This is a genomic window from Halomonas sp. WWR20 (assembly GCF_054602495.1).
In genome coordinates this window covers 205196-224986 of record NZ_JBTRHR010000004.1, presented here as the reverse complement: position 1 = coordinate 224986, position 19791 = coordinate 205196, and the positions used below count along the sequence as shown (strand labels likewise).

At 63.3% G+C, this 19791-nt stretch carries 15 protein-coding genes and 1 riboswitch; of the genes, 3 read left to right on the top strand and 12 right to left on the bottom strand.

Features of this window, described 5'->3' with window-relative positions:
* Window positions 1–210 precede the first annotated feature (210 nt).
* Window positions 211–984 carry a transcriptional regulator GlcC gene (glcC, locus tag ACW4DH_RS09510; RefSeq protein WP_459636154.1) on the top strand — a complete coding sequence of 258 codons (774 nt, stop codon included), beginning with the start codon at window positions 211–213 and terminating at the stop codon, window positions 982–984.
* A 149-nt stretch (window positions 985–1133) separates the two neighbouring features.
* Here glcC and ACW4DH_RS09505 read toward each other — a convergent pair whose 3' ends face one another.
* The gene (locus ACW4DH_RS09505) at window positions 1134–2831 is read right to left on the bottom strand and encodes an L-lactate permease (protein ID WP_459636153.1); all 1698 of its coding nucleotides are present in this window, start codon (window positions 2829–2831) and stop codon (window positions 1134–1136) included.
* A 447-nt stretch (window positions 2832–3278) separates the two neighbouring features.
* Between ACW4DH_RS09505 and ACW4DH_RS09500 the strand changes: the two genes are divergently transcribed.
* A complete protein-coding gene (locus tag ACW4DH_RS09500; protein ID WP_459636152.1) occupies window positions 3279–3986 on the top strand; it encodes a glutathione S-transferase N-terminal domain-containing protein in 708 nt (235 codons plus the stop codon).
* 254 nt (window positions 3987–4240) lie between these two features.
* Window positions 4241–4924, top strand: a complete 684-nt coding sequence (locus ACW4DH_RS09495) for a glutathione binding-like protein (protein ID WP_459636151.1) — start codon at window positions 4241–4243, stop codon at window positions 4922–4924.
* A gap of 141 nt (window positions 4925–5065) precedes the next feature.
* Here ACW4DH_RS09495 and ACW4DH_RS09490 read toward each other — a convergent pair whose 3' ends face one another.
* The 11 genes from ACW4DH_RS09490 to ACW4DH_RS09440 all read right to left on the bottom strand — a co-directional run bounded on the left by ACW4DH_RS09490 (window position 5066) and on the right by ACW4DH_RS09440 (window position 19527).
* The gene (locus ACW4DH_RS09490) at window positions 5066–7189 is read right to left on the bottom strand and encodes a pyrroloquinoline quinone-dependent dehydrogenase (protein WP_459636150.1); all 2124 of its coding nucleotides are present in this window, start codon (window positions 7187–7189) and stop codon (window positions 5066–5068) included.
* Between the two features lie 11 nt (window positions 7190–7200).
* A complete protein-coding gene (locus ACW4DH_RS09485; RefSeq protein WP_459636149.1) occupies window positions 7201–7563 on the bottom strand; it encodes a glucose dehydrogenase in 363 nt (120 codons plus the stop codon).
* 355 nt (window positions 7564–7918) lie between these two features.
* Window positions 7919–8641: a hypothetical protein gene (locus tag ACW4DH_RS09480; protein WP_459636148.1), complete on the bottom strand. Its 723-nt coding sequence runs from the start codon at window positions 8639–8641 to the stop codon at window positions 7919–7921.
* Complete coding sequence (locus ACW4DH_RS09475; RefSeq protein WP_459636147.1) at window positions 8638–9723, bottom strand: isopenicillin N synthase family dioxygenase; 1086 nt, start codon at window positions 9721–9723, stop codon at window positions 8638–8640. Before ACW4DH_RS09475 ends, ACW4DH_RS09480 begins: the two co-directional genes overlap by 4 nt.
* Window positions 9720–11549 carry an allophanate hydrolase gene (gene atzF, locus ACW4DH_RS09470; protein ID WP_459636146.1) on the bottom strand — a complete coding sequence of 610 codons (1830 nt, stop codon included), beginning with the start codon at window positions 11547–11549 and terminating at the stop codon, window positions 9720–9722. The genes ACW4DH_RS09475 and atzF overlap by 4 nt, the downstream gene beginning before the upstream one ends.
* Window positions 11546–15163 (bottom strand): urea carboxylase, encoded by a 3618-nt coding sequence (gene uca, locus ACW4DH_RS09465; protein WP_459636145.1) that lies wholly within the window; start codon window positions 15161–15163, stop codon window positions 11546–11548. Before uca ends, atzF begins: the two co-directional genes overlap by 4 nt.
* A gap of 127 nt (window positions 15164–15290) precedes the next feature.
* The gene (locus ACW4DH_RS09460) at window positions 15291–15929 is read right to left on the bottom strand and encodes an urea amidolyase associated protein UAAP2 (protein WP_459636144.1); all 639 of its coding nucleotides are present in this window, start codon (window positions 15927–15929) and stop codon (window positions 15291–15293) included.
* Between the two features lie 13 nt (window positions 15930–15942).
* Window positions 15943–16683 carry an urea amidolyase associated protein UAAP1 gene (locus ACW4DH_RS09455; protein ID WP_459636143.1) on the bottom strand — a complete coding sequence of 247 codons (741 nt, stop codon included), beginning with the start codon at window positions 16681–16683 and terminating at the stop codon, window positions 15943–15945.
* Window positions 16680–17489, bottom strand: coding sequence for an ABC transporter ATP-binding protein (locus ACW4DH_RS09450; protein WP_459636142.1), 810 nt, complete (start codon window positions 17487–17489; stop codon window positions 16680–16682). Before ACW4DH_RS09450 ends, ACW4DH_RS09455 begins: the two co-directional genes overlap by 4 nt.
* Window positions 17486–18313, bottom strand: a complete 828-nt coding sequence (locus tag ACW4DH_RS09445) for an ABC transporter permease (protein ID WP_459636141.1) — start codon at window positions 18311–18313, stop codon at window positions 17486–17488. The genes ACW4DH_RS09450 and ACW4DH_RS09445 overlap by 4 nt, the downstream gene beginning before the upstream one ends.
* A gap of 104 nt (window positions 18314–18417) precedes the next feature.
* A complete protein-coding gene (locus tag ACW4DH_RS09440) occupies window positions 18418–19527 on the bottom strand; it encodes a putative urea ABC transporter substrate-binding protein (RefSeq protein WP_459636140.1) in 1110 nt (369 codons plus the stop codon).
* 59 nt (window positions 19528–19586) lie between these two features.
* A riboswitch (guanidine-I (ykkC/yxkD leader) is annotated at window positions 19587–19743 on the bottom strand.
* Between the last annotated feature and the right edge of the window lie 48 nt (window positions 19744–19791).

Below are 19791 nucleotides of genomic sequence, written 5' to 3'. Positions count from 1 at the left end.
GGCCGGCTGGTCATACCAGTTGTTTGGAATGGTCTGGAGTCTAGCCCCGTATTGTCTTGAAACCCGGGGCGGATGCCTATTAGCCGAAAGGTTAAGACGAAAGGCTAAGTAGCGAGAATCTGGTCTGACCAGTAAGCTGGCGGAATTGCCGGCGGCAGTGCGGGGCGCCCGCACGGCGAGATTTCAACGGTTGTGCTGACGAGACAGGAGATGGGCATGTCTTCCCCTCAAGCGTCGCCGCGAATGCCGGATACGGTGGCGACGAAGATCGAAAAACTGATTCTCGACGGCGTGATCAAGCCGGGCCAGGCGTTGCCTTCGGAGCGGCGGTTGTGCGAGAAGCTAGGCGTGTCGCGTGCCTCGTTGCGTGAAGGGCTGCGTGTACTGCGCGGACGCGGCATCATCGATACCCAGCAGGGGCGCGGTTCCTTCGTGGCGCAGTTGCTGCCGTCACGTGACGACAGTCCCATGATGCATATGTTTCGCGACCATCCCCGGACTCTGTACGACCTGCTCGAGGTGCGCGCACTGCTCGAAGGCGAGTCCTCCCGGCTGGCGGCGCTGCGTGGCACGCCGGCAGACTTCGTGCTGATCACCCGGCGCTACGAGGAGCTCCTGGCTCTGATCGAGACCGACGACGAGGTCGATGTGCCCACCCTGGCGCGGCTCGACCACGCCTTTCATCTGGCAATCTGCGAGGCATCGCACAATCCGGTACTGGTGCACACCCTGCAAGGGCTGAGCGATCTGTGGCTGAGCTCGGTCTTCGCCTCGGTCAAGAATCTCTACCACCGGCCCGGGCCGCGCGCCCAGATCAACCATCAGCATGCGCGGTTGTATCGTGCGGTCATCGAGCGCAAGCCGGATCTGGCCTGGCAAGTCGCTCAGGAGCATCTGCATAGCGTGCGCGATAACCTGCGTGACATCGAGGCGGAGGATGAGCGCTTGGAGCGCGCCGCCATGCGCCTCGAGGGCTGGGCCTGACTGAATAGCGTAATGGCTTTCCATCGCTGTTGGCCGATTCGGCTCCCCTTATTGCTCCTCTTCAGCAGGCAACCAAAAAGCTCTCCGTAGACAACGAAAAACCCCGCTCCTGAGACCGGGGTTCGTTCATACCTATAGCGCGGGGCGAATCAGCCGCCCATCAACGGGTCGGTGAGGTCGAGGACATAGAAGGCCAGCAGCGCGATGATCCCGGCAAAGACGAGATAGTACAGCGTCGGCAGGATGGTCTTGCGCAGCGTGGTGCCCTCACGGCCCAGCAATCCCACGGTAGCCGATGCCGCCACCACGTTGTGGATGGCAATCATGTTACCGGCGGCAGCGCCTACCGCCTGCAACGCCACCATCATCGCGGTGGACAGTCCCAGTGCCTGGGCGACATTGAACTGGAAGTCGGCCAGCATCAGGTTGGATACCGTGTTGGAGCCGGCGATGAAGGCTCCCAGCGCACCGACGGCCGGCGCAAAGAAGGGATAAACACCGCCGACGCTGTCGGCCACCAGTCGCGCCATCGCCACCGGCATGGACACCAGATCCGAACCGTTGACGCCGGAATTGATCAGGATGCGCACCATGGGAATGGTGAAGATCAGCACGAAACCGGCGCCCAGGATCGTCTTGGTGGATTCGGAGAACGCCGCGGCCACTTCACCGCCGCGCATGCGGTGCATGAAGATGGTGATCAGGACCACGAACAGGATGATGCCCCCTGGCAGGTACAGCGGCTGAATGCTGCCCGAAACGCCGGCTTCGCCGAGAATGTCGCTCCAGCCGAAGCTCAGCGATGTCAGGAAGTCCTTGATCGGCGCCACGGTGCGTGAAATCACCAGGAATATCGCCAGCAGCACATAGGGTACCCAGCCCATGAAAACCGAGATCGGAGTCTTGCCGGCCACGTCGTCGAGCTTGATCTGGATCTTGCCGATCCATTCGTCGGGCCAGGAGGTGCTTTCCGGGAAGTCCCAAGTGTCCTTGGGCAGCAGGAAGCCCTTGCGTGCCGCGGGCACGACGATGGCCAGGCCCACCAGGGCGCCGATCATCGAGGGAAATTCCGGCCCCAGCAATATGCCGGCCGCCATGTAGGGAACGACGAAACTGATGCCGGTGAAGATGGCGAAGGGCGCGATCGACAGACCTTCGGTCCAGGAGCGGTTCTTGCCGAAGAAGCGCACCATGATGATGACCATGATCAATGGCATCAGAATGCCGATGATGCCGTGAATGATCGCCACTTCAGAAGTGATCAGGCGGAAGAAGGTCTCCCAACTGGAGCCGCTGGCGGCGAGTTGCTCACTGATCTGTGCCTTGTTGATGCCTCCGGTGACGCCCACCACGATGGGGGTTCCTACCGCACCAAACGAGACCGGAGTGGACTGGATCATCATGCCCACCACCACGGCGGCCAGCGCCGGGAAGCCCAGTGCCACCATCAGCGGCGCTGCCACGGCCGCCGGCGTACCGAAACCCGAAGCACCCTCGATGAAACAGCCGAACAGCCAGGCGACGATCAGCGCCTGAACCCGGCGATCGGGGCTGATGCCAGAGAACCCGTTGCGGATGGCGGTGATGCCACCGGAGTGCTTGAGTGTGTTGAGCAGCAGGATGGCGCCGAAGATGATCCATAGAATGGAAACGGTGAGGATCAGGCCCTGCAGCGTGGAAGCGATGACCCGGTTAAACGACATGTCCCAGGCGAAGAGCGCGACCAGCGCCGCCACCAGAAAAACCACCGGCATGGCGGTTCTGGCGGGTATTCGAAACCCGATCAACATCACGCCCGCCAGCACTAGCGGCAGAAAGGCGAGCAGTGAAAGGAGCGTTTGGTTCATGATTAAGAGTCCCTGATTTGTCTTTCTTATCCAGCCTGGGAGACCCAGCCTGGTGAAAAGGGGGCGCTCTCCTGACGAGAGAGGCCCGGCTGCGACCCACGATTTTCGTCATTGTTGCGGGGGAGAGCCCTCTTTGACGGTGTCGAGCGAACGATAAACGCGAATCGGACGTTAGCCAATCCTGGCTAATTGGTATGACCAGTAGGAGTTGCGAGAAATATTGTCGAGTTCATGTGTTTGAAAATAAATGATTTTTTGGGAAAATAGCTAACGTTTAAGGCCAGTTTAAGTGTCACGAATCGTGTCTTTTCTTCGACTAATAGATAAGCTCTTTGAGGTGATCCGGCAGAGGCAAGCGCGCACCATGCAAGGAGTTTCTTCTGTCGATGATTTTTCATGCGGTCGGCGACATCTACGCGACCGTTCACAACAGCATGAGGAGGTTACATGGCGCGTATAATGTATGACCTATGTGGGCGCGACGAGCGTCTACGGTTCTCGCCTTACTGCTGGAGAGTGCGCATGGCCCTGGCGCATAAGGGATTGGAATGTGAGTTCCGCCCGTGGTATTTCACCGACAAGGAGGCCATCGCCTTTTCCGAGCAGGGCAAGGTGCCGGTGTTCATCGACGGCGAACAGCAGGTCACGGACAGTTTCGAGATATTTCGCTATCTCGACCGCACCTACCCCGACAAGCCGCTGCTAGGCGGCGCAGAAGCCCAGGAGCGGGCGCGCTTCTTCAAGTTCTATAGCGAGCGCAGCTTGGCACCCGGCATGCTGCGTACCGTAATTATGGATCTGCTTAACGCCGTGCATCCCAAGGATCAGGATTATTTCCGCAGCTCGCGGGAAAAGGCCCTGGGCCGAACCCTTGAAGAATTCCACGCTCCGAGCAAGGGGCTGACGCTGCTCGATCAGGCACTGGAACCCATGCGCGGTCGTCTTTCCGAGGCCGATTTCATGGATGGCGATGCCCCGGCCGCGGCCGATTATCTGCTGTTCGGGCATTTCATGTGGGCGCGTACGGTTTCGACCGCCGATCTAGTGTCGAATGCCGATCCTGTCTATGCCTGGCTGGAGCGCATGCTGGAACTGCACGGTGGGGTCGGGCGCAATGCGACGCGTATCGTCGACATCGAGGGCGCCTACAGTTAAATCACCTCGTTAACGGCAACTCTGCTCCGGCAGGCTGGCGGGGAACGAGGTGCCTGCCGTATTGTCGGGATCAAGTTCTGTCTGAAGAATTCACGAGCGATATACTCAGGCGAGGCAGAAATCAGTGAGGAGGCGGAATTTACAAGCCGTGAATGAACATTTGGCACTGACGTTTAATGCCGTATGGGTGAACGCAGATATTTTTCAGGCAGAGCGTAGGAGTAAGTGACTTTTATTGGCAACAGGAGGTTGGCATGATCGATCTGTATTATTGGACGACGCCCAATGGTCACAAGATTACGCTGTTTCTCGAAGAGGCCGGGGTGGACTATCGTCTCCATCCAGTCAATATCGGCAAGGGCGAGCAGTTTAGCCCCGAGTTTCTGGAAATCGCTCCTAACAACCGAATACCGGCCATCGTCGATCGTGCGCCTGCGGATGAAGGGCAGCCACTATCGTTGTTCGAATCGGGCGCGATCCTGGAATACCTTGCCGACAAGACTGGCAAGTTCCTGCCCAGGTCCGGGCGCGAGCGCTATGTCGTGCTGCAGTGGTTGCATTGGCAGATGGGTGGGCTCGGGCCGATGGCCGGTCAGAACCATCACTTTCGCAACTATGCACCCAAGAAAATCGAGTACGCCATCGAGCGCTATATCAAGGAAACCGCGCGGCTTTACGGTGTGCTCGACAAGCAGCTGGCGGATCATGAGTACGTGGCGGGCGATGACTATTCGATTGCCGACATGGCGATCTGGCCATGGATCAAGCCCTATGCCAACCAGGGTCAGGATATCGAGGACTTTCCCAGCTTGCAGCGCTGGTTCGAGCAGGTCGGCAAGCGCAAGGCCGTGCAGCGTGCCTATGCCCAGGCCGAAGAGATCAATCCGCAGGGCGGCGTGCAGATGGACGAAGAGGCGCGCAGGCACCTGTTCGGTTAGACGCAAAGCCACCTATCTTACTTCTGCAGCAACCCACGCCCGGCCAACGCCGGGCGTAGTGTTTATATGGACAGCACCGAAGCGATTGGTATGAAGCTTACCGTTAGCGGTGCCTGGCCGAGCAGGCTAGCCTCAGCTTCGCTAACTGTCCTCTTCCGGTAACGCATAGGCGATCACATAGTCGCCAATCGGGGTCTCCATGAAGTGGTGGCCGCCAGGCGCAATCACCATGTATTGGCGACCATTGGCTTCGTAGGTCATGGGGGTCGCCTGACCCCCAGCGGGCAGCGCATCCTCCCAGACGACTTCGCCGGTTTCGATGTCGATGGCGCGAATCAGATCGTCGGTCGCCGCGGCGATGAAGATCAATCCGCCCGCCGTGAGCAGCGGTCCTCCGTTGTTGGGCGTGCCGATCGTCAACGGCAGATAGGTGGGAATGCCGAATGGCCCGTTCTTGCGGGCCTCGCCCAGCGGCCGGTCCCAGAGCGTTTTACCCGTGGCGAGATCGATGGCGCGAATACCACCGTAGCGAGGCGCGGTGCAGGGCATGCCGGTGACCGGCGCCCGCCAGCCGGCATTGACGTCGATGGCATACGGTGCGCCGATCTGCGGATCACCGGCGCCTTCGGCAGGGCCTTGTGAATCGCTTTCATCTTCCCCAGCGTAGATAGGTTGTAGGTTACGCTCCTCGGCTTCCTCGCGTGTCACCAGGCGGTTGAAGTTGGGAATGTCGTTGTAGTTGGCGACGAGAATGCCGCGCTCCGTGTCCACCGCGACGCTGCCCCAGTCGTTGCCCCCGTTATAACCGGGATACTGGATATAGCGTTGATCCACGGTCGGGGGAGTGTAGATACCCGCGTAGGCGGCACGACGGAACTGGATACGGCACCACAGCTGATCAATGGGGGTCATGCCCCACATGTCTTTCTCGGTGAGAACGGGGAAAGCGAGAGTATGGTATCTGGACGTCGGTTGGGTGGGAGAGAGCCGCTCCGGTTCCACTCCGCCGCTGGGCACTTCCACTTCCTCCACGGGAAATAGTGACTCCCCCGTTTCGCGGTTGAGCACGTAGATGTCACCCTGCTTGGTGGGCAGGATAAGCGCGGGAACCGTGCCGTCCCCCTGCGGGAAATCAACCAGTGTCGGTTGCGCACCGAGATCGTAATCCCATACATCGTAGTGGACGGTCTGGAAGTGCCAGACCGGATCGCCAGTATTGATATCGATGGCCACCAACGAGGTGGAATACTCGTTTTCTGCCTCGCTGCGGTTGCCGCCCCAATAATCCACCGAGGAGTTACCCAGCGGCAGGTAGACGTAGCCCAGCTCCTCGTCGGAGGCGGCGGTGGTCCACATATTGGGGGTACCCCGGGTGTAGGTTTCCCCCTCCGGTGGGAGGCCGTCGAGTTCCGGCTTGCCCATGTCCCAGGCCCATTCCAGCTCGCCGGTGACAGCATCGAAGCCACGGATCACGCCCGAGGGAGCGTCCTCCGCCTGGCCATCCTTGACCTGGGCTCCCGTCACCAGTACACCCTGAACGATGACCGGGGGGGCCGTGACCGAATACCAGCCGGGTACCTTCTCGCCGATGCCTTCCCAAAGATCGACCATACCGTTCTCGCCGAAATCGGGACACAGCTCGCCGGTCTTGGCATCGACCGCGATCAGCCGGGCGTCCAGCGTGCCCTCGATGATGCGCGTCGCGCAGAGCTGGTCGTCAGAGGCGTCCGGAACTTCGTAGTAGGTGACACCGCGGCAGCTGGCGCTGTAGGGAACCGCCTCGTCAGACACCTGCGGATCGTAACGCCACTGCTCTTCACCGCTCCGCGCATCGAGAGAGATCATGATGTTCTTGGCCGAACAGACGTAAAGGCTGTCACCGACCTTCAGCGGGGTATTTTCCGGAGCGTACTTGTTTTCCTCCTTTTCCTCTTCGCTATCGGGCATGTCGCCGGTGCGATACTGCCAGGCGACTTCCAGTCGACCGACATTGTCGCGGTTGATCTGATTCAATGGCGAATAGCGTGTGGCTTCGCTGCTTCGGCCCCAGGCCGGCCAGTCCTCGCGTGCCGGTGCATCGCTGGGTTGCGGCCTGGAGGGCAGTGGTGGGCCTTGAGAGGCAGCACTGCTCTCAGAGTCGTTCGATCCTGTGGAGGCGCTTGCCGGGGCATCCTGAGCGGCGGTTTCGCTCTCCTCCTGGGCGATGGCATGCGTGGCCAAGGCAAGGCTGGTGATCAGCGCCAGCGTGCTCAATCGGGTGGGCATGTTTGCACTCCTCATTCATGGACCTGACGATATTTCAGAGTGGGCAACAGCAGCAGCAGGATGATGCCGAGCACGATATAGCCAAATACCCGGGGTAGTAGCCCCCACATGTCGAGGCCGACCTCCCAGAATGCCCACACCAGCGTGCCGAGGAATACCGCGAGGTAGAGCCAGGCGCCCGTCAGCGAATCCCTGGCCAGCATGGCGCCTGAGAATATCAGACCGATACCTGCGATCAGGTAGTACCAGGACCCCTCCAGGGTCACCAGCCACGCCCCCCCGGCGGCCAGAATGAGACCCAGCACGACGAGTACGACAGCGAAAACGAGCAGGATCCACCCGCCTGTACCACGGGTCGGTTTCGTGGAAACCATACCGAGTCCCTCCGATAGGCTGAACAAAGTGAGGCAGCGAGTCTTTCAGGGCAGTAGCCAATACCGATTATCGAAAGCCTTGTGAGGTCCGGCTCGAACGGATCGCACCTCTACAGGAAGCAAAGTTTAATTAAGCCATTCTGTAAAGAAAAACTATGGCTACTATTGCCTAACACTATGAGCGTGGAGAGATCGGCTCGGAAACGTGGCGCTGGTCTGGCTGGGCAGAACCGGTAAAGAAAGGCAATTGCATCGGGAGGTTCGATAAAAGTCGGCGCTTTAGCGGGGCAGAACCGGGAGGACCGGTTTGAGAAGAGGCGGCCGCCGCCCCGTTACAGGGCGAAGCGGCGCTGAACTACTGTCGTAGTGTGGCCGAAATACGCCCGGCGTCGAGGGCTTCTCCGTCATCTGGCATCGCCTGTTGCCCCTCCCGCCACGGATGCGTCGATAGGATGACCTTCCATCCCTCACCATTGCGCTGGGCGTAGCTGATCTCCAGTCCGGTGCGCAGACGTAGTGCTTCTGTATCGAGCGACGCCGGCTCGGCGAACGGGTCGTGCGCGTCCGGCAGGGCGGGGCGAGGCACGATGGACATGGCGTGACCGCCCCACTGCAGCCAGCGTGGCAGGCCGTCGGATCCCAACTGGATGCACTCCTCGCCCTGATACGCCGTTTGCCGTTCCCAGCGCTCGAGATAATGACCTCGGGGATGGCGCTCCTCCAGCGTGCCATCGTCCAGCCAGGTCATCTCGCCGAGGTCTTTCTCCAGCCCCGGACGCAGGTCGAGCAGGCGATGCCAGGTACACAAGCGCTCTTCGACCCGGGTGACTCCGGCAAAGGCGGTCTGACTCGCCAGCCACACGAGTCGATCGCGGTCGCAGTCGTCAAGCGACGTGACGCCGGCGAAATCGGGGCGATCCGCCGGCACGCGCAGATCGGCGTGCCAGCACGCCGTCTGCAGCCAGATCACCCGGGTCGTGCGATCCTCTACAGGACGACCTCCGTCTCCTGCGCCGACATAGAGCGTGCGTTGCCACACGCCGCGGTAAGCGAGAGGCACGCCGGTGGGTAAGCTCATGCCCGCTCCTTGCCGGTGTCCTTGTGACGCGCATGCTGGCCCAGCGTGGCGGTATCTCTCGCCCCTTCGGGTAACTGGATCTCACCGCTGGACAGACGCTTCTGCAGATAGGCGAAGGTGTGGATGGTCTGGGCGTAGAGATGATCGCCGGCCTTGAGCGGGGCGTAGCGTGCCCCGCCGTCGCGCTCGACGAGCTGCGGTAGCGGCGCCACGCTGGTGGCGTAGTCGCAGGCGAAGAACAGCGGGAACGAATAGCGCTCCTCCTTGACCTTGCGCACCCGATGCGAGGTGGCGACGAATTCGCCGTTGGTCCAGATTTCCAGCATGTCGCCGATGTTGATCACCAGGGCGTCGTCGCGGTAGGGCACGTCGATCCACTCGCCCTGACCATTCATGACCTCGAGCCCCGGCGCCGTGGGCAACAGCAGTGTGAAACACTCGTAGTCGGTATGCGCGCCGATGCCCTGCGCGTCCTTGGCCTCGGGGTCGAACGGATAGTGGATCAGGCGCAACTGGCTGGGCGGCCTGGTCACGTCCCTGAGGAAGTGCTCCTCGGGCAGCCCCAGGGCCAGGGCGAAACCGCGCATCAGGGCGCGGCCCACCTCGTAGGTAGCCTGGTAGTAGGCGTAGATCTGTTCGCGGAAACCGGGCAGCTCGGGCCATACGTTGGGCCCCAGCATGGGGGTGCCGGCAGTCACCGCGGGATCGTCGGCAGGCAGCTCGAAGGCCAGATCGAAGGCCTCCTTGAGATCGCGCTTGCCCTTTTCGGGCATCTCTTCGCCTTCGGGAACGTAGCCACGATGGCGTGTGGTGCCGTTGCCCGCGGACAGGCCTATGTAGTGGCGCATCTTGTCTTCGTGCGGTTGTTCGAAGAATCGTTGGGTCTGCTCCAGAAGTTCTTGGCGCAGCTCGTCGCTGATGCCGTGACCGACGATATGGAAGAAGCCGACGTTGCGTGCTGCGTCGCCGAGCCGTTCGGCAACGGCCTGGCGTTGCGCGGCATTGTCGCTTAACAGCCCGCTGATATTGATCACCGGCAATGACTGGAAATTGCCGGGCTGGCGCTGTGTACTGTTCTTCATGAGTTTTCTCCCTGCTGGCTGGAAACCCAGCCTCTCCAACCCCCGAAGTGGGTGACATCCTCGGCCTTGCCGTCGCGCTCGAGCGCGCCAGCCGCGCAGATGAAGCCGCACTTCCATTCGCCGCTTTCCAGCTCGACTTGTCCCAACCCCAGCGGGGCGGGAATGCCGGCGAGGAAACTGCCGACGGTGTCGATGGGCAGGCGCCACACTTCTACTTCGATAGCCGCGCCGTCGGCATCGTCGCGAACCATTGCCGGGCGTGCCGGTGGGCCGCCGGCCAGGGCGTAGAGTCGGTAGTTCGGGCTGCTATGGGTGCTGGCGACACACACGCCACCGCGATGGGTGAGCTGATGATTGAGTGGCAGGCCCGCAAGGTGTGCTCCACACACCACCAGTTCCAGCGTGCCGTCCTTCGCCGGTGGCAGTGCCGATAGTTGAGGACGGGCGACGCCGGTAGCGCCCAGCGGCAGTTGAAGTTGGCGCTCCAACGCCTGGCCGAGGCTCAGCAGCGTCAGATCGGCGAAAGCCGGGCCGAACAGCGTGACGCCGAACGGCAGCCCGGCACCGGTGAAGCCGGTGGGCACGGCCAGGGCGCTGTAGTCGAGCAGGTTCATGAAGTTGGTCCAGATGCCCAGTCGCGAATTGACGGCAATGGGCTCTGCGGCCACCTCGGCCTTGGTGGGGTGGTCAACCGTGGTTGGCGTAAGCATCACGTCGACCTGGGCGAGAAGGGCATCGGCCTGGCGCTTGAACTCGGCCAGCTTGTAGCGTGCATCGAAGGCGCCCACCGCCCGCGGCGTACCGCCGCCCTCGATGACCTGGCGCGTCACCGGGTGCAGCGCATCGGGCTGGCTTTCGAGCAAGTCACGCACGGCGTGGTAGCGCTCGGCGACCCATGGCCCTTCGTAAAGCAGGCGCGCCGCGGCCAGTAGCGGCGTACAATCGAGCTCGACCTTTACCCCGCCCAGCGCCTCGAGATCACTGATGGCTTGGCGCACGCCGGCACTGTAGGCCTCGTCGGTATGCCACTGCGACTCGGGAGGTACGCCGAAGCGAAAGCGCGTTGATATCTCGCCATAGACCTGGCCGGCCACGGCGAAATCGTGACGCCGCGACCAGGCGCAATCGGAATCGTACTGGCCGGCGACGTCGAGCACGGTGGCGGCATCGTCGGTGCTCAGCGCGAAGATACTGATGGTGTCCAGTGTGGCGCAGGCTGGGACCACACCGGCGGTGCTCAGCAGGCCCAGCGTCGGCTTGACGCCGAACAGATTGTTGAAGCACGCCGGCACGCGTCCGGAGCCGGCGGTATCGGTGCCCAGCGCGAAGCTGACCTGGCCCTGGGCGGCGGTTACGGCCGAGCCACTGCTCGAGCCGCCGGGAATGCGCTCGCCGTCGAAGGCGTTGTCGGGCACACCGTAGATGTCCGGGGCGCGCTCGCCGACCAGCCCGGTGGCGAACTGGTCGAGGTTGGTCTTGCCCATGGGAATGGCGCCGGCCTCGATCAACTGGCGCACCACGAAGGCGGACTCATTCGGCGTATAGGCGTAGGCCGGACAACCCGCCGTGGTGGGGACGTGGGCGAGATCGATGTTGTCCTTGATCGCGAACGGGATGCCGTAGAGCGGCAGCGCCTGCGGGTCGGCGCTATCGAGTCGTGCCAAGTAGGGTTCGAGCTGCTCGCGGGACAGCCGCGTGATCCAGGCGGGATCAAAGCCGCGCGCCTCGGCATCGGCCAGCAGCGTGTCGATCAGTTCGCGCGGGGTCAGCTCATTGGCACGATAGCGGGCCAGCAGGGAGGTAATCGTCATGTCGGTGGCGTTCATGCGGACGTCTCCAGATTCGAGGTCTGTTCGAGGATCACGATCGGCTGGCCGGGGGCCACGGCGGCGCCTTCGGCCAGCGGCAGGCGCGTGACCCGGCCCGCCTGCTGGGCAAGGATCTCGACTTCCATCTTCATCGACTCGACCAGCGCCACGACCTGGCCGGCCTCGACGGGCTCGCCCTCGGTCACCGTCAGCTTCCACAGGCTGCCGGTGACCGGGCTGTCGATGCCCAGTTCGTCGCTGGCGAGTTCCGTGGCCTCGATGGCTTCGGGAGTCTGGTCCTCGAAGGTGAACTGGCCGTTGGCGCGCCAGTCGGTCATTTCCTGCTGGAAGGCGGTGTCGCGGCGTTGGCGAAATTCGCGGATCCGTTCGGCACGGGCGTCGATGTCGGCCTGGTAGTCGGCCAGCCGGAAGCGCGTGGTCTCGACCTGGAGCGGATAGCGTCCATGGGGAAAATCGCGACGGATCTGCATCAGCTCGTCGTGGCTGACCTCGAAGAAGCGCAACTGATCGAAGAAGCGCAGCAGCCAGGGATTGTCGAAGTAGTCGGTCCGACGGTAGCGGTTCCACATCTGCAGGGTGCGGCCAACGAACTGGTAGCCGCCGGGGCCCTCCATGCCGTAGACGCAGAGGTAGGCGCCGCCGATGCCCACCGAGTTCTCGGCGGTCCAGGTGCGGGCCGGGTTGTATTTGGTGGTGACCAGCCGCTGGGTCGGGTCGAGCGGCGTGGCCACCGGCGCGCCGAGGTAGACGTCGCCCAGCCCCATCACCAGGTAGCGGGCGTTGAAGACGATATCGCGGACCTGCTCGATGGCGTCGAGCCCGTTGATGCGACGGATGAACTCCAGGTTGCTGGGGCACCAGGGGGCGTCCGGCCGCACCGAGCGCTGATACTTGTCGATGGCTTCCTGGCAGGCCGGATCGTCCCAGGAGAGCGGCAGGTGCACGGTGCGCGCCTCGACTTCCAGCGACTCGACGTCACGCAGTTCGCGCTCGGCGCGCTCCAGGTGGGCGAGCAGCGCGTCGAGGACAAGCTCGTTGGGCTCATAGTGGATCTGCAGCGAACGGATGCCCGGCGTCAGCTCGCGCAGGCCGGGGAGGGTGTTGTTCTGCAGCCATAGCATCCAGGCGTGGGCACGAAAGCGCAGCGCGATATCCAACTCCATGGCACCGAACTCGACGAGCAGAAAGTCGTCGCCGGCGCGGCGGTAGACGATGCGCTCGCCGGCGGTGTCGGCCGACACGTCGCGCAGGATGGGGCTGCCGCGATTCTCCTCGAACGCCATGGCCGGCTGCTCGCTCAGGGAGTCGAGCTGGGTCTGCTGGCGTGCTTCGAGCTGGCGGGCAGTGGCGAGATCCACCGGCACGAAGCGGATGCGGTCGCCGGCGGTAAGCTGGCCCAGTTTCCAGCGCTCGGCGCGCACCACCGTGGCCGGGCACACGAAGCCGCCCAGCGAGGGGCCGTCAGGGCCGAGAATCACCGGCATGTCGCCGGTGAAGTCGATGGTGCCGAAGGCGTAGGCGTTGTCGTGGATGTTCGACGGATGCAGGCCGGCCTCGCCGCCATCGGCGCGGGCCCACTCGGGGCGTGGGCCGATCAGACGCACACCGGTGCGACTGGAGTTGTAGTGCACTTCCCACTCGTGGGCGAAGAAGGTATCGATATCGCGCTCGGTGAAGAAGTCCGGAGCACCATGCGGGCCGTAGAGTACGGCGATCTGCCAGACATGATCATCCTCGCCGCCGAGCTTGGGCCTGAGCGCCTCGGGCAGGACGCGTGATGCGGTGGCGTCGAGTGCGGGCAGGGCGAGCATGTCGCCGGTGCGCAGGGCGCGCCCGCCATGGCCGCCGAACTGGCCCAGCGTGAAGGTGGCCCTGGAGCCAAGATATTGCGGACAGTCGATGCCGCCGCGTACCAGCAGGTAGGCGCGTGCCCCGGCACTGGCCTTGCCCAGCGCCAGCGTGGCGCCGGCGGGAATCTCCAGTACCTGCCAGAAGGCCACCGGCTGACCGTCGAGCTCGGCAGGCAGTTCGCTGCCCGTGAGCACGATCTGAGTGGCGCGATGAAAGCGCAGCGTGGGGCCGGTCAGGGTGATTTCCAGCCCTGCCGCATCGGGCGGGTTGTCGAGCAGACGATTGCCCAGGCGGAACGACCAGTCATCGAACGGGCCGGAAGGCGGCACGCCCACGTCCCAATGCCCCTGACGTCCCGGAAAATCCTGAATGGAGGTCAGCGTGCCGGCACTGAGCACCTCGATGGCCGGCGGTGCCCAGGACAGTTCGGCCAGCCAGCGGGTATGCACATTCGCATCGCGGAAACGGTCGTCGCGCAATACCCGCGACAGCCAGGTGCGGTTGGTCTCGAAGCCATAGATGCTGGACGCCTCGAGCACATCGGCGAGACGCTCGCGGGCGGTGTCGCGGTCGCCGGCGTGGACGATCACCTTGGCCAGCATGGGGTCGAACAGCGCCGAGACTTCCAAACCGGCCTCGATGGCGTGATCGACACGCAAACCGGACGCCTCGGGAAACGCGACCTCGGTGAGCAGGCCGGCGCTGGGGCGGAAATCGTGGCTCGGATCTTCGGCGTAGAGGCGCGCCTGGATGGCGTGACCCTTCGGGGCGAGATCGCGGGTCAGCTCGTCGAGATCGGGCAGTTCATCCGCGCCGAGGCGAATCATCCACTCGACGATATCCACGCCCCAGACCTCCTCGGTGACGCCGTGCTCGACCTGCAGGCGGGTGTTGACCTCGAGGAAGTAGAAGCTTTCGCGCTGGGCGTCGTAGATGAACTCCACGGTGCCGGCGTTGCGATAGCCGACGGCTTCACCGAGGCGCACGGCGGTGGCGAGAAGTTCTTTGCGTACGGCTTCGGGCAGGTTGGGCGCGGGACACTCCTCGAGCACCTTCTGATGGCGGCGCTGGGTGGAGCAGTCGCGCTCGCCGAGCGCCACGACCTTGCCCTGGCCGTCACCGAACAGCTGCACTTCCAGGTGGCGTGCGCGGGCGATGTAGGCCTCGAGGAAGACGCCGGCATCACCGAAGTTACGCTCGCCGAGGCCGCGCACCGAGTCGAAGGCACGTGTCAGTGAGGCTTCATCGTCGCAGACCTGCATGCCGATGCCGCCGCCGCCGGCAGTGGACTTGAGCATCACCGGGTAGCCGATGCGTGCGGCCTCCTTGACGGCTTCCTCGAGGCTATCGAGCAGCCCGGAGCCGGGCACTAGCGGCACGCCGGCACGTTCGGCCAAGGCGCGCGCCTCGTGCTTCAAGCCGAAGTCGCGGATCTGTTCAGGCGTCGGGCCGAGAAAAACCAGTCCGGCATTCTCGCAGGCCTGGATGAACTTGGTGTTCTCGGACAGGAAACCGTAACCGGGATGCACCGCCTCGGCGCCGCTCTGCCGGGCGATAGCGATGAGCTTGTCGATATCCAGGTAGGTATCGGCGGCGGCGCCTTCACCCAGCGAGTAGGCCTCGTCGGCGGCGAATACGTAGGGGGCGTCGCGGTCGGCTTCGGCGTAGACCACCACCGAGCCGATACCCAGGCGCTTGAGCGTGCGCTGGATGCGGGCGGCGATGGCACCGCGATTGGCAATCAGGACCTTGTTGAACATGGAAGGTTGCCTAAAGCTGGTGGCGGGTCGTCCCGCCGACAACGTTGGCATCATGAAGTCGTCTCCATGATAGAAAGCGGTTTTTCTGAGTTCGGCACGAAAACTGAGCGAGCGCAGCCAGTTTCCGCTAGTCCCACACCAGCAGCTCGATCGGCGTCGGGTTATAGCCATTGCAAGGATTGTTGAGCTGCGGGCAGTTGGAGATCAGCACCACCACGTCCATTTCGGCGACCATCTCCACGTACTTGCCCGGGGCCGAGATGCCATCCTCAAAGGTCAGCCCGCCCTCGGCGGTGACCGGTACGTTCATGAAGAAGTTGATATTGTGGGTGATGTCGCGCTTGGTGATGCCGTACTCGGGATGGTTGGCGATGGCCTGCATCCAGTTGTCGCGACATGAGTGCATGTGGCGTTTTTCCAGGTCGTAGCGCACGGTGTTGCTCTCGCTGGCGCAGGCGCCGCCCAGGGTGTCGTGGCGCCCGCAGGTGTCGGCAGTCACGCTCAGCATCACGTTGCCTTCGCTGGAAAGCAGCTTCGAGCCGGCGGTGAGGTAGACCGCACCCTGTTCGCGAATGGTATCCATGGCGCTGTAGCGCTCGGCGGTATCATGAGCGTTGAAGAACAGCGTGTCGGCGGCCTGGTTGCCCTCCAGGTCGAGAAGACGCAGGGTCTGACCGGCCTTGACGATGCCGATGTAGTGATCGCCCGCGTCGACGATGGTTCGACTCACGGCGTTCTCGGGGCGCTTGGTGCTCTCGATGATCATGTTGGCGTTCTCCTTACAGCCCCAGGTGGTAGAGACGATTGTTCTCGAAGGCGCGGGCGTTCTCCGGCCGCGAGCGGTAGCAGACGTCGTCCTCGGTGGGCGCCGGCGCGGTGCCCAGCGCGATGTCGACACCGCGGCGCGGATATTCCCGGCTGAGGTCGAGCGGATGCGGGCAGGTGTGCAGGATCACCAGGGTATCCATCTCGAAGCGCAACTTGATGCTCGCGCCGGGCTGACAGTGGCCGGGGACGTAGCGCAGAAGGCCATCGCTGTCGCTTTCCACCCGCGAGAACAGGTTGAGGTTGGCAGCCATGTCGCGTCGGCCGAGACCGTACTTGGCCAGCTCGACCAGAAAGCTGTCGTAGCCGGTGCGGGTCCACTCGTTGTGCGCCTGCTGATAGCTGACCGGCTGCCAGCCCTTCTTCACCAGATGCCGGGGCATCAGATTGCCGCCCACGCTGTCGTGCCAGCCGAGATCGTCCTCGACGATCGACGCGAAGACGCGGCCCATGTCGGAGTACAGGCAGTGGCCGCGGGTCAGCTTGAAGGTGTGCTGACCCTTGAGGGTATCCGGCAGGTTGAGCCGTTCGAGCAGGTTTTCCGGGTTGTAGCACAGCATCCCGACATTGGTGTCGGCTTCCCGGGCGGTCAGGGTCAGTGTGGTGCCGCGACGCAGGCGCAGCGACCAATGCTGGCCGCCGGGCAGGTAAGTGGTATAGAGCGCATCGCTGCTTTCGTTAGCCGGCGTGCTCATGACAACGTCTCCTGAGTGGTGTGATTGAGGCTGGTGGCGGCGGTGATTCTAGCCGTCAGGTCTTCCGGTACCTGGCGGTCGCCGACCGGCAGGTCGTAGGTGATGGTGGCGCCATAGGCCTGCGGTGCCTGAGGATCGTGGCGGACCTTGTCGAATACCCATAGCCGGGTGCCCAGCGTGAAGGCTTCCTTGACGTCGTGGGTGATCATGAAGATGGTCAGTTGCTGTTCGCGCCATAACCGGGTGATCAGCGCGTGCATGTCCTGACGGATCCCCGGATCCAGCGCGCCGAAGGGTTCGTCGAGCAGCAGGATGCGTGGCTTCATCATCAAGGCCTGCGCGATGGCCAGGCGCTGCTGCATGCCACCGGAAAGCTCGTGAGGATACTTGTTCAGGGCATGTTCGAGACCCACTTCCGTGAGGCGGGCGACAGCGGCGTCACGGGCCTGGCGGCGGGCGGCACCGAACAGCTTGCCCAGCCACTTCGAACGGGACAGTTCCTCGGCCATCATCACGTTGCCGAGCACGGTGAGGTGCGGGAACACCGAGTATTTCTGGAATACCACGCCACGGTCCGGGCCGGGTTCGTCGGGCAGCGGCTTGCCGTCCAGCGTCAGGCTGCCGCGGGTGATGCGCTCGGTGCCCAGCAGCAACTTGAGGAAGGTGGTCTTGCCGCAGCCGGAGGCGCCGACCAGGGTGACGAACTCGCCGGCATCAACGCGAAACGACAGGCGCTCCAGCACCACCTGATTGCCGTAGTCCTTCTCCACGCGACGGGCTTCGAGCAGGCTCCTTGGATGGCTCATTTCTGGTCCCCCTCCTCGGCGTGGTACCAGGGAAAGGCGCGTTGCGAAACCAGTGCCAGCACCCGGTCGATCAGGAAGGCCAGGAAGGTGATCCACGCCACGTAGGGCAGGATCACGTCCATGGCCAGATAGCGTCGCACCAGAAAGATGCGATAGCCCAAGCCCTCCTGGGCGGCGATGGCCTCGGCGGCGATCAGGAATAGCCAGGCGCTGCCCAGCGCCAGGCGGGTCGAGGCGATCAGGCGCGGGGTGAGCTGTGGCAGCAGGACACGCAGCAGCACCTGCCAGGAGCTGCCGCCCAGCGTCTGCGCTTTGATCAACTGCTCGTCGGGCAGGCGCAAGGCATGGTTTTGCAGGTCGCGAATCAGAAACGGCGTTACGCCGATCACGATCAGCGCGATCTTGGCCATCTCGCCGGTACCGAAGGCGATGAACAGGACCGGCAGGATGGCCATCGGCGGAATCAGCGAGATGACCGTCACCAGGGGCGAGAGCTTGGCGCGAACCAGGGGCAGCCCGCCGGTGAACAGGCCCACCACCAGCCCGATCAGGGCGCTGATGAGAATGCCCAGGCCCAGCCGCTCGAGGCTGGCGAAGGTATCGTCCCATAAGGGAATGGTACCGGTGCGTACGCTGGCTTCGGTGGCCAGTTGGCCGAAGGTGTCGGCCATGGTCGCGGGTGAGGGAAGCAGACGGTCGTCGGGATTCTCCGCCAGGCGCGCATTGGACAGGCCAAGATAGACCATCCCCACGAGCACGAACGGCACCAGGCCCAGCAGCCAGCGGCTGCCCCGGGACGGTGTAAGGTTGATGAGTCGCTTCATGAGCATGACTCCCTCGGGTGGATGGCGTGCATGACCGGCACCGCCCTTTCCAGACAGGGCTTGGCTGAAACAGGATGCGGACGGGCCGGCATGGTGTCAGGCCGTTATTGCTGGGACTCGATATAGGCGTCGGTGTAGCTGGGGTCGAAGCGCAGCTTGACGTTGTCCTCGCTACCGAACACGCCCGTGGGCGTCTCGATGCCCACGAAGCCCGGGTTGGGCGCCATGTCGCCGAGCAGGCCGTGCTTGAAGCTGAACTCGGCGACCCGCTGCATGGTGGTGAGTAGATCCTCGCTGCGCATCAGCGACGCGGCTTCGACGGGATTGGTGTAGAGATGAGTGGCGGCAAGCTGCGCCTGGTAGCCCTCCAGGTCCGTTCCGGCGGCCTCGGCCATCTGGGAGAGCGCCTCTTCGTCGCCCGCTTCCATCTTCTCCATGACTTCGTACCAGGCACCCACCAGGGCATGCCCCAGGTCCGGGTTGGCGGCCAGGGTGTCGGTGTTGACCACCATCAAGTCGAGGATCTCGCCGGGGATCTGCTTGGAGGTGTAAACCACGTGACTGTTGGGCAATTCCTCGATGGCACTGAGCTGCGGGTTCCAGGCAGCTACGGCCTCCACGTCGTTGTTGGGATAGATCGCCACGATGTCGGCATCGGAGGTGTTGACCGTCTCGATGTCGCGTTCGGTCAGACCGACGCTCTCCAGTGCTCGGGCCAGGAAATAGTGCGAGACGCTGAACTGCACCAGATTGACCTTGCGGCCCTCGATGTCGGCCAGGTTGTCGCTGTCCTTGATCACGATGCCGTCGTTGCCGTCAGAGTAGTCGTTGACGATCAGCGCGGTGGAGTCGACGCCACTGGCGGCGGGCAGAGTCAGGGCATCCATGTTGGTCATGGCGCAGCCGTCGACGTTGCCGGAGGTGAACTGATTGACAGATTCCACGTAATCGTTGACCTGCACGACATCGATGTCGATGCCGTACTTGTCGGCCCATGTGTCGACAATGCCCTGGGTGTCGGCATAGCTCCAGGGCATCCAGCCGGCATAGATCGACCAGCAGACGCTGAAATGGTCACGCTCCTGAGCCAGGCCGAAGGGCGAGGCCAGCAGGGCGGACAGGGTCGCCGAAGCCAGCAGCAGCTGGCGCGGGCGAGACGCGCGACGAGAAGCGGCGGATGAGACGGCGCGGGAAAGCGCGGAGCGGATGGGCATGGCGGCCTCCAATGTGGGCAGATGGCTCGGGGGCATCGGTAGCAGCGCGCTGCACCTTATCCTCCCGGGTTTTTATCCCGCCGTGTAACCTTGCGCGCGGTAGGTGTCATCCGTGACAGACAACGCTCCATGTTCGCGCCGGGTCGACAGCTCTCGGACCAGTCATCGCATCGGGGGAACTGTAGCGATGCGACCGGAACCCTAGCCATCCATTGGAACCGAATTGTGTGGCAGCCTCGGCTACCGATACCCCGTTAATCCCCC

Excerpts from the sequence above, each read along its gene's own strand:
- glcC (WP_459636154.1), top strand. The coding sequence starts at position 211 with ATGGGCATGTCTTCCCCTCAAGCGTCGCCGCGAATGCCGGATACGGTG.
- ACW4DH_RS09505 (WP_459636153.1), bottom strand. The coding sequence starts at position 2,831 with ATGAACCAAACGCTCCTTTCACTGCTCGCCTTTCTGCCGCTAGTGCTG.
- ACW4DH_RS09500 (WP_459636152.1), top strand. The coding sequence starts at position 3,279 with ATGGCGCGTATAATGTATGACCTATGTGGGCGCGACGAGCGTCTACGG.
- ACW4DH_RS09495 (WP_459636151.1), top strand. The coding sequence starts at position 4,241 with ATGATCGATCTGTATTATTGGACGACGCCCAATGGTCACAAGATTACG.
- ACW4DH_RS09490 (WP_459636150.1), bottom strand. The coding sequence starts at position 7,189 with ATGCCCACCCGATTGAGCACGCTGGCGCTGATCACCAGCCTTGCCTTG.
- ACW4DH_RS09485 (WP_459636149.1), bottom strand. The coding sequence starts at position 7,563 with ATGGTTTCCACGAAACCGACCCGTGGTACAGGCGGGTGGATCCTGCTC.
- ACW4DH_RS09480 (WP_459636148.1), bottom strand. The coding sequence starts at position 8,641 with ATGAGCTTACCCACCGGCGTGCCTCTCGCTTACCGCGGCGTGTGGCAA.
- ACW4DH_RS09475 (WP_459636147.1), bottom strand. The coding sequence starts at position 9,723 with ATGAAGAACAGTACACAGCGCCAGCCCGGCAATTTCCAGTCATTGCCG.
- atzF (WP_459636146.1), bottom strand. The coding sequence starts at position 11,549 with ATGAACGCCACCGACATGACGATTACCTCCCTGCTGGCCCGCTATCGT.
- uca (WP_459636145.1), bottom strand. The coding sequence starts at position 15,163 with ATGTTCAACAAGGTCCTGATTGCCAATCGCGGTGCCATCGCCGCCCGC.
- ACW4DH_RS09460 (WP_459636144.1), bottom strand. The coding sequence starts at position 15,929 with ATGATCATCGAGAGCACCAAGCGCCCCGAGAACGCCGTGAGTCGAACC.
- ACW4DH_RS09455 (WP_459636143.1), bottom strand. The coding sequence starts at position 16,683 with ATGAGCACGCCGGCTAACGAAAGCAGCGATGCGCTCTATACCACTTAC.
- ACW4DH_RS09450 (WP_459636142.1), bottom strand. The coding sequence starts at position 17,489 with ATGAGCCATCCAAGGAGCCTGCTCGAAGCCCGTCGCGTGGAGAAGGAC.
- ACW4DH_RS09445 (WP_459636141.1), bottom strand. The coding sequence starts at position 18,313 with ATGAAGCGACTCATCAACCTTACACCGTCCCGGGGCAGCCGCTGGCTG.
- ACW4DH_RS09440 (WP_459636140.1), bottom strand. The coding sequence starts at position 19,527 with ATGCCCATCCGCTCCGCGCTTTCCCGCGCCGTCTCATCCGCCGCTTCT.